The 14,394-nt window shown below is 69.0% G+C and carries 10 protein-coding genes and 3 tRNA genes; 7 read left to right on the forward strand and 6 right to left on the reverse strand.

Going from position 1 to position 14,394, the window contains the following annotated elements; translation table 11 throughout:
- A partial coding sequence (locus tag G3573_RS13405; RefSeq protein ID WP_163261713.1) for a peptidoglycan-binding protein occupies positions 1–998 on the reverse strand: 998 nt, incomplete at its 3' end.
- Between the two features lie 130 nt (positions 999–1,128).
- Between G3573_RS13405 and clpP the strand changes: the two genes are divergently transcribed.
- Positions 1,129–1,770 (forward strand): ATP-dependent Clp endopeptidase proteolytic subunit ClpP, encoded by a 642-nt coding sequence (gene clpP, locus G3573_RS13410; RefSeq protein WP_163261715.1) that lies wholly within the window; start codon positions 1,129–1,131, stop codon positions 1,768–1,770.
- Between the two features lie 304 nt (positions 1,771–2,074).
- Here the strand turns inward: clpP and G3573_RS13415 are convergent, their stop codons facing one another.
- Positions 2,075–2,701: an HAD-IB family hydrolase gene (locus tag G3573_RS13415; RefSeq protein WP_163261717.1), complete on the reverse strand. Its 627-nt coding sequence runs from the start codon at positions 2,699–2,701 to the stop codon at positions 2,075–2,077.
- 184 nt (positions 2,702–2,885) lie between these two features.
- Here G3573_RS13415 and clpX point away from each other — a divergent pair, with 184 nt between their 5' ends.
- The 5 genes from clpX to G3573_RS13440 all read left to right on the forward strand — a co-directional run bounded on the left by clpX (position 2,886) and on the right by G3573_RS13440 (position 7,915).
- Entirely contained in the window at positions 2,886–4,148 is a 1,263-nt protein-coding gene (gene clpX, locus G3573_RS13420; RefSeq protein WP_163261719.1) for an ATP-dependent Clp protease ATP-binding subunit ClpX, read from the forward strand.
- 329 nt (positions 4,149–4,477) lie between these two features.
- Positions 4,478–6,871 (forward strand): endopeptidase La, encoded by a 2,394-nt coding sequence (gene lon / locus G3573_RS13425; protein ID WP_163261721.1) that lies wholly within the window; start codon positions 4,478–4,480, stop codon positions 6,869–6,871.
- Between the two features lie 163 nt (positions 6,872–7,034).
- Positions 7,035–7,310, forward strand: a complete 276-nt coding sequence (locus G3573_RS13430; RefSeq protein WP_163261723.1) for an HU family DNA-binding protein — start codon at positions 7,035–7,037, stop codon at positions 7,308–7,310.
- Between the two features lie 56 nt (positions 7,311–7,366).
- Positions 7,367–7,441, forward strand: a tRNA-Val gene (locus G3573_RS13435).
- 78 nt (positions 7,442–7,519) lie between these two features.
- A complete protein-coding gene (locus G3573_RS13440) occupies positions 7,520–7,915 on the forward strand; it encodes a VOC family protein (RefSeq protein WP_163261725.1) in 396 nt (131 codons plus the stop codon).
- Between the two features lie 78 nt (positions 7,916–7,993).
- Here G3573_RS13440 and G3573_RS13445 read toward each other — a convergent pair whose 3' ends face one another.
- On the reverse strand, positions 7,994–11,332 hold the full coding sequence (locus G3573_RS13445; protein WP_163261727.1) for an autotransporter outer membrane beta-barrel domain-containing protein: 3,339 nt from the start codon (positions 11,330–11,332) through the stop codon (positions 7,994–7,996).
- A 242-nt stretch (positions 11,333–11,574) separates the two neighbouring features.
- Here G3573_RS13445 and G3573_RS13450 point away from each other — a divergent pair, with 242 nt between their 5' ends.
- Positions 11,575–12,810 (forward strand): glycosyltransferase, encoded by a 1,236-nt coding sequence (locus tag G3573_RS13450; protein WP_163261729.1) that lies wholly within the window; start codon positions 11,575–11,577, stop codon positions 12,808–12,810.
- A 29-nt stretch (positions 12,811–12,839) separates the two neighbouring features.
- On the opposite strand, the gene G3573_RS13455 is transcribed toward G3573_RS13450, so the two are convergent.
- The 3 genes from G3573_RS13455 to G3573_RS13465 all read right to left on the reverse strand — a co-directional run.
- Positions 12,840–12,916, reverse strand: a tRNA-Asp gene (locus tag G3573_RS13455).
- 50 nt (positions 12,917–12,966) lie between these two features.
- Positions 12,967–13,043, reverse strand: a tRNA-Asp gene (locus G3573_RS13460).
- A 101-nt stretch (positions 13,044–13,144) separates the two neighbouring features.
- Positions 13,145–14,394 (reverse strand): GtrA family protein (locus tag G3573_RS13465; protein ID WP_163261731.1); only part of this gene is annotated, 1,250 nt, incomplete at its 5' end.

The raw sequence follows: 14,394 nt of genomic DNA on the forward strand, positions 1-14,394 counted from the left end.
GCCGGATGGGGCGCGGCGGCCAGGACGGCCGGCTCCGGCGCGGCCTCCGCGTGGGCGGCATTGGGCGTGGCCGGGCGGGCGGTCTCCAGGCTGGCGCGCGTCGCCGGACCGACGGCGCCGTCGACCTTCAGGCCGTGGGCTTCCTGGAATTTGCGCACCAGCTCCACCGTGTCGTCGTCGTAGGCGCCGGTCGGATCGGCGCCGTAGCCGAGCTCGCGCAGGCGGGCCTGAACCTCGCGCACGTCGTCGCCCTTCATCGGCGTGTCGGCGGGCGCCAGGATGCGGGCGGCGCGCCCCTTCGCCGGGCCGGCCCGCAGCGTCTTCTCGTCGATGCGGAAGCCGCCGACCTTGAAGGGCAGGTCGAGGTCCCAGTTGTCGTCGCGGATCAGGCGCTCGAACGCGGCCATGCGGTAGACCGTCTTGCGCAGGATCGGCTGGGCGTGCTGGGCCAGATAGGCGCGGCGGTTGGCGACGTAGGCGCTGATCCAGGTCTCTTCACCCACGGCCGAGGGCGGGCCCACCTGGCGCAGGGTGCGGTCGCGAACGCGCTCGAAGCTGCCATGCACCTTGCTGTCGTAGATCACCGCCACGCCCAGCGGCGTGGTGACGCCGAGCGCGCGGGCGGCCGCCACGGCCGGGGTCCAGAAGTTGCGGTCGAAGAAGTCGTCCTGCGCCTGGCGCATGACCGGATCCTCGCCGGCGGCCTTCAGCGTCCGGTGCAGGGCCCCGTCGTGGTCCAGCGCGCCGTCGCGCTTGAGCAGCCGGCCGAGGTATTTGGCCAGCGCGCTCACATAGATCGCGCCCGGGCGTTCGACGTAGTCCTTGATCAGGAAATACAGCGCGCCGCTGCCCAGCGTGGTCTGGAAACGCCCGTAGGTCAGCCGGCCCGTGTCGCCCTGCAGCACCGTCACCCGGCCGTAGCCGCCGGTCGGTCGGCCGGTCTCGAAAATGCTCACGATGGCCTGCGCGGCCGATCGCTGAAGCTGGGTCAACTGCATGGCGCCCTCGGCCCCCGCCCAACCTTCGCGCGGTGTGGGTGGTTGCAACTCGGCGCAGGTGCGGCGATATCGGTGGGTCGCCGGTCGGGTCTGGCCGACTCAGGCGTGCATCGAGAAGGCGAGCGAACCTATGCGTGACCCGCGAGACGTGATGATGAACCTCGTGCCGATGGTGGTCGAGCAGACCAGCCGCGGCGAGCGCGCCTACGACATCTTCTCGCGGATGCTGAAGGAGCGGATCATCTTCCTGACCGGTCCGGTCGAGGACGGCATGGCCTCGCTGATCTGCGCCCAGCTGCTCTTCCTGGAGTCGGAGAACCCCAAGAAAGAGATCGCCATGTACATCAACTCGCCGGGCGGCGTGGTGACCAGCGGTCTCGCGATCTACGACACCATGCAGTACATCAAGAGCCCGGTCTCGACCGTGTGCATGGGCATGGCCGCCTCGATGGGCTCGTTCCTGCTCGCCGCCGGCGCCTCGGGCCAGCGCATCGCCCTGCCGAACGCGCGCATCATGGTGCACCAGCCGTCGGGCGGCTTCCGCGGCCAGGCCTCGGACATCGAGCGCCACGCCGAGGACATCCTGAAGACCAAGCGTCGCCTGAACGAGATTTACGCCAAGCACACGGGCCAGCCGATCGAGGTGATCGAGCGCACGCTGGACCGCGACTATTTCATGAGCGCCGAGGAAGCCAAGGCCTTCGGCCTGGTCGACCACGTCTACGAGAAGCGTGAGGAAGGCGGCGAGCCGGCGGCGACGCCGGCCTCCTGATCGCGCCTGCGACCAGAGACATGAAAAGCGCGGGGGGAAACTCCCGCGCTTTTTTCATTCCTCCCCCGAGCGAAGCGGTGGGGGAGGGGGTGATGAGCGCCGGCCTGCGAAGCAGGCCGGATGCGATCGACAACGATTTGTCGATCGCGGCGAAGAACGCCCGCGCCTACGGCGCGGGCTGGGCGGAAGGCGGTGGAGGGGGCTGGGTTCGCGCGACGGCCCACGCCGCGCTCCGCTGGAGCCCCCCACGGCGGCCTCCGGCCGCCTGCTCCCCCCAGCGCTGACGCTCGGGGGGAGATTGGGCTCAGCCCCGTCCCGGCACGCCGTGAAACACCCTGAAGCCCTTCTCGGCGGCCATGGCGATCATCTCGGTGTCGCCGGAGGTGTCGCCGTAGGCGGCGGCCAGGCTGACGTCCGGGCCGAAGGCGGCCTTCAGCCGGCAGACCTTCTCGGCGGCGCGGCAGTTGGGCGTGGCGAAGCTGCCCGCGACCCGGTCGTCGGCGTCGAAGGCCAGCTGCGTGCCGATCAGGTCGTCGGCGCCGAGTCGGCGCGCGAAGGGGGCGACGGTGACGTCGGGCGAGGCGGTGACGATCACCAGCCGCGCCCCTTCGTCGCGCCAGCGCCGCCAGGTCGCCAGCGCGTCGGGCCGCATGAACCGGTCCCAGACCGCGTCCGCGAAGCTTTGCGCCTGTTGCTCCAATGTCGCGCGCGGCAGGCCTGTGAGGAACTCGGCAACCGCAGCAGCTTTCAGCCGTTCCCTGTCACGATCCATAACGTAGCGCAGGGCGGCGGGCGTGAGGCGGGCATATCCCGAAACGAAACGCGAAGGCGCCGCCCGCCACCGCAGGAAGGCCGTGAAACTGTCCCGCACGGTCAGGGTGCCGTCGAAATCGAACGCCACGATCTGGCGTTCGCGCTCAGTCGTCCCCATTTGTCGCCTCCCCGAAAAACGGGATTGTGGAAGCCCCGCCCTTGATCGACGCGACACGCTTGTGGTCGAATGCGGTATCGGGGATTGTCATTTTTTGAACCCTCGCGGCCCATATCCTGCAGGGGACGCCCCGAGGAGGCGAGCGTGGCCCGATCCGGGCCTCGCCGGTGAGTGAGAAGCACTGATGACGAAAGCCGCCAGCGGCGACACCAAGAGCACCCTCTACTGCTCCTTCTGCGGAAAGAGCCAGCATGAGGTGCGCAAGCTGATCGCCGGGCCCACCGTCTTCATCTGCGACGAATGCGTCGAGCTCTGCATGGACATCATCCGTGAAGAGCACAAGATCGCCTTCGTCAAATCCAAGGACGGGGTTCCCACGCCGAAAGAGATCCGCGAGGTTCTCGACGACTACGTGATCGGCCAGGACCACGCCAAGAAGGTGCTCTCGGTCGCGGTTCACAACCACTACAAGCGGTTGAACCACGCCCAGAAGAACAACGACGTCGAGCTGGCCAAGTCGAACATCCTGCTGATCGGGCCGACCGGCTCGGGCAAGACGCTGCTGGCCCAGACGCTGGCGCGCATCATCGACGTGCCCTTCACCATGGCCGACGCCACGACCCTGACCGAAGCCGGTTACGTGGGCGAGGACGTCGAGAACATCGTGCTGAAGCTGCTGCAGGCGGCCGACTACAACGTCGAGCGGGCCCAACGCGGCATCGTCTACATCGACGAAATCGACAAGATCAGCCGCAAGTCCGACAACCCGTCCATCACCCGCGACGTGTCGGGCGAGGGCGTGCAGCAGGCCCTGCTGAAGATCATGGAAGGCACCGTCGCCTCCGTGCCGCCGCAGGGCGGGCGCAAGCATCCGCAGCAGGAGTTCCTGCAGGTCGACACCACCAACATCCTGTTCATCTGCGGCGGCGCCTTCGCCGGCCTGGAGAAGATCATCTCCGGCCGCGGCGCGGGCACCTCGATCGGCTTCGGGGCCAAGGTGAAGGATCCGGAGGAGCGCCGCACCGGCGAGGTGCTGCGCGGCGTCGAGCCGGACGACCTGATGCGCTTCGGCCTGATCCCCGAGTTCATCGGCCGTCTGCCGGTGCTGGCCACGCTGGAGGACCTGGACGAGACCGCCCTGGTCAAGATCCTGACCGAGCCCAAGAACGCCCTGGTCAAGCAGTACCAGCGCCTGTTCGAGATGGAGAACGTCGGCCTGACCTTCACCGACGACGCCCTGTCGTCGGTGGCCCGCAAGGCGATCTCCCGCAAGACCGGCGCGCGCGGCCTGCGTTCGATTCTGGAAGGCATCCTGCTCGAGACCATGTTCGAGCTGCCGACCTACCAGGGCGTCGAAGAGGTGGTGATCAACGCCGAGGTCATCGAAGGCCGGGCCCAGCCCCTGCTGATCTACGCCGAGCGCCGTGACAAAGGTGCGGCATCCTGACCGGAACGCGAGTTCTCCACAGGAAAACCTGAGCTATCGCGGCGCGCCGGCCTCCGGCGCGCCGCTCTCATTTTGGAACGTTTTCCCCAGGTTCCGGCTTGTTTTCGCAAGCCAATCGCCGTTCAGGGGTGAGAACTTCCAGCGTGGCTGCGGAGGTGCGACGTTCTGGCTGCGTAACGCCGCTCCGCTTGAACGACGCTCTTTGGCGGCCACATAGTCCCAGACAACAGCCCGCGGAATCGTGGGCGGGCTGCGGAAGCCGGCGCTTCGCCGGAACCCCGCGGTCTGAACGGCCGGTGCGTTTTCGCCGGTCAGGGAGCAAGCATCATATGTCCGAGATCAAGGTTCTTCCGGTGCTGCCGCTGCGGGACATCGTCGTGTTCCCGCACATGGTCGTGCCGCTGTTCGTCGGGCGCGACAAATCGGTCCGCGCCCTGGACGAGGTGATGCGCGGCGAGAAGCAGATCCTGCTGGCCACCCAGAAGAACTCCACCGACGATGATCCGGCCCCCTCGGCCATCTACGAGGTCGGCGTGATCGCGACGGTCCTGCAACTGCTGAAGCTGCCGGACGGCACCGTGAAGGTGCTGGTCGAAGGCAAGAGCCGCGCGGCGGTCCGCCGGTTCACCAGCCAGGCCGACTACTATGAAGCCGAGGTCGCCGAGGTCGGCGAGGAGATCGGTGACGCGCGCGAGGCCGAAGCCCTGTCGCGCGCCGTGGTCGAGCAGTTCGAAAACTACGTCAAACTGAACAAGAAGGTGCCGCCCGAGGCGCTGAGCTCGATCCCGCAGATCACCGATCCGGGCAAGCTCGCCGACTCCGTGGCCGCGCACCTGTCGGTGAAGATCGCCGACAAGCAGGCGCTGCTGGAAACCTTCGAGACGCCGCGCCGGCTCGAGAAGGTCTACGCCATGATGGAAGGCGAGATCTCCGTCCTGCAGGTCGAGAAGAAGATCCGCTCGCGCGTGAAGCGCCAGATGGAGAAGACCCAGCGCGAGTACTATCTGAACGAGCAGATGAAGGCGATCCAGCGCGAGCTGGGCGAGCAGGACGATTCGCGCGACGAGCTGATCGAGCTCGAGAAGCGCATCAAGAAGACCAAGCTGTCCAAGGAAGCGCGGACCAAGGCCGAGGCGGAGCTGAAGAAGCTGCGCAACATGAGCCCGATGTCGGCGGAATCGACGGTGGTGCGCAACTACCTCGACTGGCTGCTGTCGGTGCCGTGGGGCAAGGCCAAGACCCGGCCGATCGACCTGGGTCTGGCCGAGGACATCCTCGACCAGGACCACTACGGCCTGGAGAAGGTCAAGGAACGCATCATCGAGTACCTGGCGGTGCAGCAGCGCACCGGCAACCTGCGCGGCCCGATCCTGTGCCTCGTCGGTCCGCCGGGCGTCGGCAAGACCTCGCTGGGCAAGTCCATCGCCAAGTCGACGGGCCGTGAGTTCGTGCGCCTGTCGCTGGGCGGCGTGCGCGACGAATCCGAGATCCGCGGCCACCGCCGGACCTACATCGGCTCCATGCCCGGCAAGATCGTCCAGTCGATGAAGAAGGCGAAGACCACCAACGCCTTCATGCTGCTCGACGAGATCGACAAGATGGGCCAGGACTACCGCGGCGACCCGGCCGCGGCCCTGCTCGAGGTGCTGGACCCGTCGCAGAACTCCACGTTCAACGACCACTATCTGGAGGTCGACTACGACCTCTCGAACGTGATGTTCGTGACCACGGCCAACAGCCTGAACATGCCCCAGCCGCTGCTGGACCGCATGGAGATCATCCGCATCCCCGGTTACACCGAGGACGAGAAGGTCGAGATCGCCAAGCGCCACATCCTGCCCAAGCTGGCCAAGGACCACGGCCTCAAGGAAGGCGAGTGGATCGTCCCCGAGGAGACCGTCCGCGACCTGATCCGCTACTACACCCGTGAGTCGGGCGTGCGGAGCCTGGAGCGCGAACTCGGCGGCCTGGCCCGCAAGACCGTGCGCGACATGGTCAAGGAGAAGGTGACCTCGATCACCGTCGACGCCGAACGGCTGGCCAAGTACGCCGGCGTGCGCAAGGTCAGCTACGGCCAGACCGACACCGAGGACCAGGTCGGCATCGTCACCGGCCTGGCCTGGACCGAGTTCGGCGGCGACATCCTGACCATCGAAGCCCTGAAGATGCCGGGCAAGGGCCGCATGACGGTCACCGGCAACCTCAAGGACGTGATGAAGGAGTCGATCCAGGCCGCGGCGTCCTACGTGCGGGCCCGCGCGACCCAGTACGGCATCAAGCCGCCGGTGTTCGAGAAGGTCGACGTCCACGTCCACGTGCCGGAGGGCGCCACGCCCAAGGACGGTCCCTCGGCCGGCATCGCCATGGCCACCGCCATGGTCTCGGTGCTGACCGGCGTGCCGATCCGCAAGGACGTGGCCATGACCGGCGAGATCACCCTGCGCGGCCGGGTGCTGGCCATCGGCGGCCTCAAGGAGAAGCTGCTGGCGGCCCTGCGCTCGGGCATCAAGACGGTGCTGATCCCGGAAGAGAACGTGAAGGACCTGGTCGACATCCCCGACAACGTGAAGTCGGGCCTGGAGATCATCCCGGTTTCGACCGCCGACCAGGTGCTCAAGCACGCCCTGGCCGGGCCTCTGACGCCGATCGAGTGGTCGGAAGAGGAGGAGGCCGCGCCGGCCAAGCCGGCGTCCGACGACGCCGGCGCGGTCGTCGCGCACTGAATCGACGCTGAATCGGTGGAAAAACGCCGTCCGGGGCCTCCCCGGGCGGCGTTTCTCCTTTGACGCAAAGGGAATCTGAGTTTCATACTCATCTCGAAACGACGTCGAATCGAGTCAAGGCACGACGTCGTCGCACCAGGAATAAGGGCTGGGAGATTCTGAGATGACGAAGGCCGAACTGATCGCCGCGATGGCGGACAAGGCTGGGCTGAGCAAGGACCAGGCGAAGAAGGCGGTCGACGCCTTCACCGATTGCGTGGTCGACGCCCTGAAGAAGGGCGAGGACGTGCGTCTGGTCGGCTTCGGCACCTTCGCTCCGGTGAAGCGCGCCGCCGGCATGGCCCGCAACCCGCGCACCGGCCAGCAGGTCGCGCGTCCGGCTTCGACCACCGCGCGCTTCCGCGTCGGCGAAGGCCTGAAGGGCGCCCTGAACGGCTAATCCGTTCAAGGTCGAAAGACAGGGGAGGGCGCGGAGCTTCCGCGCCCTTTTCCTTTGGGCGGCTAGCTCAGCGGTAGAGCGGCTGGTTTACACCCAGTAGGTCGGGGGTTCGATCCCCTCGCCGCCCACCATCCTTCAGGCGACGATCGGCCGACCTCGCCCTGCTCGGGCGCGGCGACACCGCGGTCAGATCATGATAGCCGGCGCGGATGCACGAAACGCCGACGCTGAGGGTCGCCCGACCGACGGATCGTCTGCCTGACGTCGTCCGGTTCTACCGGGACGGTCTGGGCCTGTCCGTCCTTGGCGAATTCCACGATCACGACGGCTTCGACGGCGTCATCCTCGGGCGCGAGGGCGCGCCCTATCACCTGGAGTTCACCCGCGCCCACGGCCAGGCGGCCGGGCGCGCGCCGACCCAGGACAACCTGCTCGTATTCTACCTGCCCGACGACGCGGCGTGGGCGGCGGCGGTTCAGGCGATGAACCAGGCCGGCTACCCGCCCGTAGCCTCGTTCAATCCCTACTGGGATCGGGTCGGCCTGACCTTCGAGGACCCGGACGGGTATCGCGTCGTTCTTCAGCGCGCGGCCTGGTCGCGTTGAGGCGTCGTCGCCCGAAATGAGAAACGCCGCCGCGAGAGGCTCGCGGCGGCGTTTTCGTTTCCAGCCCGTGGCTTGCGCTTAGAAGCGGAAGCCGGCCCGCAGCAGCAGGGAGTAGCGGGCGTAGTCGTCGAGCAGCTCCGCGCCGCCTTCCAGGGCCAGGAAGCCCAGGGTGTTCCCCGACAGCAGGCGGAAGCCGATGATCGGACCGCCGCCGCTCAGCTCGTCCGCCCTCAGCACGAAGGAGGGCGAGGAGGCCGAGGCGCTGCGGAAACGGGCGATGGTCTCGCCGGCGTCGAAGCTGATGTTCTGGCGCCAGCCCAGCTTCAGTTCCGGGGTCAGCCAGCCCTGGCTGCCGAAGCGGCCGCCGAAGTTGACCGCGGCGATGCCGGTCAGCATGTGGCCGTCGCGGCCGTCGACGATCAGGTCGAAGCCGTTGCCGCCACCGGTCTCCTGGCGCTCTTCCTCGCTCAGGTAGAAGTAGTCCAGCGTGGCCTCGGGGCGCATGTACCAGCGACGGCCGAACTTCTTCTCGTAGCTGGCGCCGGCGCCGGCCGAGAAGGTGAAGCCGTTCCAGTCCGCTTCGTTCGTGCGGTTCAGGCCCGCGCCGATCAGCTGGCGGGTGCTGTCGAACATGGCGTAGCCGGCCGCGGCGCGCGCCCAGCCGCGCCAGTTCTCGCCCGCGCCGCGCCAGTAGGCGCCGAGCTCGAGGAGCTGGGAGCTGAGGTTCTCGTCGCCGCGCGATTGCGGATCCTCGATGTCCGAGGAGGTGAAGGCGGTCGACAGGCCGAAGGCGCCCATGTTGGTGCCGCGCTCGAGGCCGCCGGCGACGCCGAAGCCTTCCGAACGGAAGCCGTAGGACTGGTTCTTCGACTTGTCGGCGTAGAAGTTGATCTCCTGGATCCAGCCCGTGGTTTCGCCGAGCGGCGCTTCGGGGCGGGGATCGGACAGGGCGCGGGTCACCGCGTCCACGCCCGAGGCCAGCGACAGCAGGGTGCCGCCGGAGTGGTCGGGCAGCATCTGGCTGTAGAGCTCGAAGAAGCCGTCGCGATCCAGCTGGGCCAGGAAGGCCGAGCCCAGGCCGCTGTCGGTCTGCAGGGCGTTGTAGATCGCGTCGTAGGCCGCGGCTTCCGAGGCGATCATGCCGGCCTCGGACGCGGTGCGGCGGTCCAGCTGCAGGATCAGCTGATTGCCCGAGCGCGTGATGTCCGGGATGTACAGGTAGGGCGTGTTGTCGGTCAGCTCGCTGATGTCGATCGAGCCCAGGTTCAGCGTCGCGGCGTCGACCAGCACGAACTGGGCGGTCGGGTCGCTGAGCAGGTCGGTCAACCGCACGCCGAGGGTGGCCCCGTTGGCGAAGGTGGCGGTGCCCGACACGTTGAATCGGGTGGCGCCCGAGGTGGTCGGGTCGACGGTGAAGATCAGCTCGCCGTCGGCTTCCACGGTCAGGTTGGTCAGGGCGAGGGCGGAGGTGTTGCGGGCCTCCAGCACGCCCTTGTGCACGGTGATGTCGAGCAGGCCGTCGCTGTCGGTCAGCACGCCGCGGACTTCGCCGGCCGTCGTGCCTTCGCCCACGACCAGGACGTCGGCGCCGGCGCCGAAGGAGATGTCGCCGAGCAGGCGGCCGTTGGCGACCTCGACGCGGTCGGCGCCCGAGCCGAGGCGCACGGCCCCGATGATGTCCGACTCGTCGGCGTCGTCCACGCCGTCGGCGTCGGCGTCGGCGTCGGCCTTGCCGTCAGCGCCGTCGTCGCCGTCGTTCACGCCCCACTGGCGGATGACCACGCCAGTGGTGTTGGCGCTGACGTCGATGGCGACGGCCTTGCCGGTCACCACTTCGTTGCTCGCATCGGTGTCGGCGTCGTCGGTGTCTTCGGCGTCGTCGGTGCCGACCACCCCGGCGCGGATCTTGCCGGTGTTCTCGATGCGGTCGACCGTGCCCGACTGGTCGCGGATGGCGATGGCGTCGCCCTTGTCGCCGCTGACGGTGGCCTGGATCAGGCCGGTCTTCTCGTTGCGGATCACGCCCTGCGGCAGGCCGAGGCCGATGGTGGCGCCGTTGGCGATGTCGATGGCGATGGCGTTTTTGGCGTCGTCGCCGTTCTTCTCGGCCTGGATCACGCCGCTGTTGCGGATCTCGCCGGTCGAGGCGGTGGCGTTGAACTTCAGGGCGGTCGAGGTGCCGTCCCAGGCGACCGAGTGGATCGTGCCGGTGTTGCGCACGCCGCCGTCCACCACGACCGCCTGGCCGCCGGTGACGCCGATCGCCATCGCGGTCGCGTCCACGTCGTCATAGACGCCCAGGCCGTTGATCGTGCCCTTGTTCACCAGGCCGTAGGCGTTGTCGCCGGTCCCGACCGGGCTCAGCGTCACGGTCTGGGTGGTCGAGCCGACCTGCACGCCTGGAGCCGAGCCCCAGCTGGTGATGTTGGCGGTGGTCTCGTCGGTGTCCTTGACGCCGTCGCCGTCCTCGTCGTCGACGTTGGGGTCGAGGTTCGGCTGGGCGGCGTCGAACAGCACGCCGCCGGCCACGTCGGCGCCGATCAGTACGGCCGGACCGCCGGCCTTCGCGCCGAGGATGGGATTGCCGTCCTTGTCGAACAGCATGCCGTCGTCGGCGTCGAGCTGGTCGCGCAACGCCTTCGTTGCCGGGCGGGTGTTGTAGCGGTAGCCGGTCGAGGCGACCTGACCGTCGATCGTCAGCCCGCCGCCGATGTCGCCGGTGAAGGCCGCGCCGGTGGTGTTGCCGCCCAGGGTGTTGATGGAGCCGCCCAGCTTGACCTCGCCGGTGACGCCGCCCTCGACCAGCACGCCGTAGCCGTTGTCGCCGGTCAGGCTGATGATGCCGTTGCTGGTGAGATCACCCTGCAGGGCCGGCTCGATTCGAATGCCGTAGGACTCGTTGCCCTCGACCGTGATGGAGCCGGACTTGTTGTTGGTGACGTTGCCGACGAACGGCGAGGCGCCCGTCACGCGGATGCCGTAGCGGCCGGTGCCGGTCGCGTACGGGCCGTCGAGGTCGCCGTCTGCCTTGGTCTCGCCGTTCGGGTGGCCCGTCGCGACCGATCCGTCGTCCGTCGCCGTGTAGTTGTCCTTGACGGAGATGGCGCCCGAGTTGGTCACGTTGCCGGTGAAGCCGCCCTGGACCAGCACGCCGGTGGCGCCGTCCGCGGCGCTCTCCATGGTGACTGCGCCTTCGTTCACCACGCTGTTGTTGCTGTTCAGCGTGACGGCCGCGCCGCTGGTCAGCTTCACCTTGCCGGTGGAGGTGATCTTCACGTCGTCCGGGGTCGACGTGGGCGTCGCGGTCGCGGTTGCGATCGGGGTGGTTCGTTCGGTCGAGACCGACGTCTCAGCGAGGGCGGTCTGGGCGATGCACAAAGGCCCCAGCGCGGCCGCGGTCGCGAGCATCTTACGCATTGTCGATAACCCCTGGTCAGAAACCCGAACGAACGCGCGGCGGCGAACGGTCACGCTTGCGCCCCAGCTTTCGCCACAATGCGGCGAATGCGTGGCAGTACGCCACAGCTTTCTAGTCCGAAACGGCTCAGCCGCCTACGCCATAATTAACGCGGTGACGCTTCTCGAGCGCGCTTCCGCCGAGCTGTCGCCACCCGGTCGCACTCTCGTGCGTTGTTGCGCGGAAGACAGTGAGAGCGGCGATGGCTTACGGCGTGCGCGAGCGTGAGTTTTCCTGGTTTCCGGGAGGCGATCCGGAGGCCACGCGTGTCCGGCTGGGCCTGCACGCGTCGGACGCGGGCCCGCATCTGGTCGACGTCACCATGCTCTATGCGCCCCGCAGCGGGGGCGTGAAGCGCTACCTGGACGCCAAGCGGGCGTGGGTGAGCGTTAACCGTCCGAAACTTCGACACTCTCTGGTCGTCCCGGGCGCCCGCACCGGCTCGGACGGCGCCGGGGTGGTCACCTTGCACGCGCCGCCGCTGCCGTTCGGCGACGGCTACCGCTGGCCGTCGAACGTGCGGAAATGGACGACGGCGCTGGAGGTGCTGCAGCCCACGGTGATCGAGGCGGGCGACCCCTATGCGCCCGGCCAGGCCGCCCTGGAGGCTGGGCAGGCCTGCGGCGTGCCGGTGGTGGGGTTCTGCCACTCGGATCCGGCGGCCCTGGCGGCCCTTCACCTGGGCGAATGGGCCAAGAGGCCGGTGGAGAAGCGCTGGGCGCGGCTGTTCTGCCAGTTCGACCGGGTGGTGGCCCCCAGCCGCTTCATCGCCAGCCGCCTTTACGACGCAGGCGTCGAGCGTGTGGTTTGCCGCCCGCTGGGGGTGGACGTGCAGACCTTCGTACCCGACCGGCGCGACCCGGCCTGGCTGCGCCGGCGGCTGGACCTTCCCGCCGAGGCGCGCGTGCTGGTGTTCGCAGGGCGCCCGGCCAAGGAGAAGAACATCGACGTGCTGATCGAGGCGGTGCAGCGCCTGGGCGATCCGTACGTGCTGGTGCTGGTGGGGGCGGGGGCGGGCCTGCCCTCGGAGCCCGGCGTGATCTGCCTGCCGTACGAGCGCGATCCGCGCGCCCTGGTGCGCCTGCTCTCCAGCTGCGACGCCTTCGTCCACGCCAATGATCGCGAACCGTTCGGCCTGGTGGTGCTGGAGGCGATGGCCTGCGGCCTGCCGGTGGTGGGCGTCGCTTCGGGCGGCGTGGCTGAGACCGTGGATTCGACGGTGGGCTCGCTGGCCGCGTCGGCGACCCCGGAAGATTTCGCCGAGGCGGTCGAAGCGCTGTTTGACCGGGACCTGGATCAGCTGGGGCGGGCGGCGCGGGCGCGCGCGGTCGAGCTGTTCGCGTGGGAGCGCGTGTTCGGGGATCTCGGCGAGCTCTACGCCGAGCTGTCCGGCGAGCCGGCTTTCACGCGTGTTCAGGGGACGATGGCGGCGCACTGAGCGCGGCGAAGTTCGAAGAGAAGCGAAAGTGGCGCGAGTGACGGGGCTCGAACCCGCGACCTCCGGCGTGACAGGCCGGCACTCTAACCAACTGAGCTACACCCGCGCATTGAGGCGGAGAGCGCCGACTTTCGATCTCTTACGAGCTTAGCAAAGTGGCGCGAGTGACGGGGCTCGAACCCGCGACCTCCGGCGTGACAGGCCGGCGCTCTAACCAACTGAGCTACACCCGCGCATCGGAGCGTGGCCCCGACGAGGCGCGCTTCTTAGGCGGGCGGCCGGACCCCTGTCAACCGCGTCTCCAACGAAAAAGGCGAGATGGTCGAGACCGCCGTTAGCCGAGCGCCCGGCGGGCGAACACGACGTGCTTGGAGCCGAGGTAGGTGAGGCTCATGCCGGTCGCCGCGCCGAGCACGAGCGGCACGATCAGCCAGGCTTCCAGCCGAGGCGCCAGGCTCAGCGCGCCGGCGTAGACGCTGAGATTGGCCGCCGCGCCCAGGCCCTGGACCAGGGCGTAGGCGAGGGCCTCCTTCAGCGGCCGCGGGCTGCGCCGGGCGGCGAAGGTCCAGTGGCGGTTCAGCAGCCAGGTGAAGCAGACCGCGACCGAGAAGGCGCACAGCCGCGCCGGGATCGGGCCCAGGCCCGCGAAATGGACCAGGCCGTAGGTCAGGCTGGCGTCGAGCACGAAGCCCGAGCCGCCCACTACGGCGAAGCGCAGCACGGGCCGGTCGAAACGCGAAAGCGGGGCGGCCGCGGCGCGCAGGCCCCGCCACACCGCGCGCGGGCTGGTTTCGACCGCCGGGCGGGGCAGGGCGTAGGCCAGCACGCCGGCCAGGGCGGGGACGAGCCACGCCACCCGGGCCTCGTACCGGGGCGCGGGGCCCGAAAGCATGCCGCACACCGCGGCGTTGACCAGCAGGAAGCCGAGAATCAGGCCGGCGGCGGCGACCGACTGCAGGGCGGCCTCGCCCGCGCCGCCGCCGTCGCGGCCGAGCGCCGAGCGGACGTCGGCGCGCGTCAGCCGCCAGCCCAGGAAGCCGATCGCGAGCGCCAGCAGAAGCCCGTGCCAGAGCTGCAGCCCGCCGACGCTGAACGCGGAATCGCAGGCGCCGTCCTGGAGACATTTCTCGGCCCCGGGCACGCGGGTGACGGACTTGGCGAACACCTCGCCCTGGGCGGTGATCGGCTCCTCCACGTAGAAGGCGGCGAGCTGGCGGCCCCAGTTGCCGAGCGAGGCGCCCAGTTGGCGGAATGGGGCGTTCGCGAACACGCCGGCGACGAATCGCATCTGCTCGGCCCGCAGCTGCTCGCGGACGGGCAGGGTGGCGACCCGATAAACCCCAGTGCCGACAGTCTCTTCCCACAGGAAGCTGTCGGCGTCCGCGAGGTCGGCGGCGCGGAAGGCGCACAGGGCGAAGGGCCGGCCGTGGCCGCACGCGTCGGCCAGGAAGCTGCGGCCCGGGCCGTCGGCCAGCACCCGCGCGGTCAGGAAGGGCGGGCTGTGCAGCTCCTGGGGCCCGGGCAGGGCGCGCACGGCCAGCGGGTAGGCGACGGCGGCCAGGAGGCCGGCGAGGACGGCCGCGC

Origin of the sequence: Caulobacter sp. 17J65-9, from assembly GCF_010975005.1 — a bacterium.
Taxonomy (GTDB): domain Bacteria; phylum Pseudomonadota; class Alphaproteobacteria; order Caulobacterales; family Caulobacteraceae; genus 17J80-11.

Excerpts from the sequence above, each read along its gene's own strand:
- clpP (WP_163261715.1), top strand. The coding sequence starts at position 1,129 with ATGCGTGACCCGCGAGACGTGATGATGAACCTCGTGCCGATGGTGGTC.
- G3573_RS13415 (WP_163261717.1), bottom strand. The coding sequence starts at position 2,701 with ATGGGGACGACTGAGCGCGAACGCCAGATCGTGGCGTTCGATTTCGAC.
- clpX (WP_163261719.1), top strand. The coding sequence starts at position 2,886 with ATGACGAAAGCCGCCAGCGGCGACACCAAGAGCACCCTCTACTGCTCC.
- lon (WP_163261721.1), top strand. The coding sequence starts at position 4,478 with ATGTCCGAGATCAAGGTTCTTCCGGTGCTGCCGCTGCGGGACATCGTC.
- G3573_RS13430 (WP_163261723.1), top strand. The coding sequence starts at position 7,035 with ATGACGAAGGCCGAACTGATCGCCGCGATGGCGGACAAGGCTGGGCTG.
- G3573_RS13440 (WP_163261725.1), top strand. The coding sequence starts at position 7,520 with ATGCACGAAACGCCGACGCTGAGGGTCGCCCGACCGACGGATCGTCTG.
- G3573_RS13445 (WP_163261727.1), bottom strand. The coding sequence starts at position 11,332 with ATGCGTAAGATGCTCGCGACCGCGGCCGCGCTGGGGCCTTTGTGCATC.
- G3573_RS13450 (WP_163261729.1), top strand. The coding sequence starts at position 11,575 with ATGGCTTACGGCGTGCGCGAGCGTGAGTTTTCCTGGTTTCCGGGAGGC.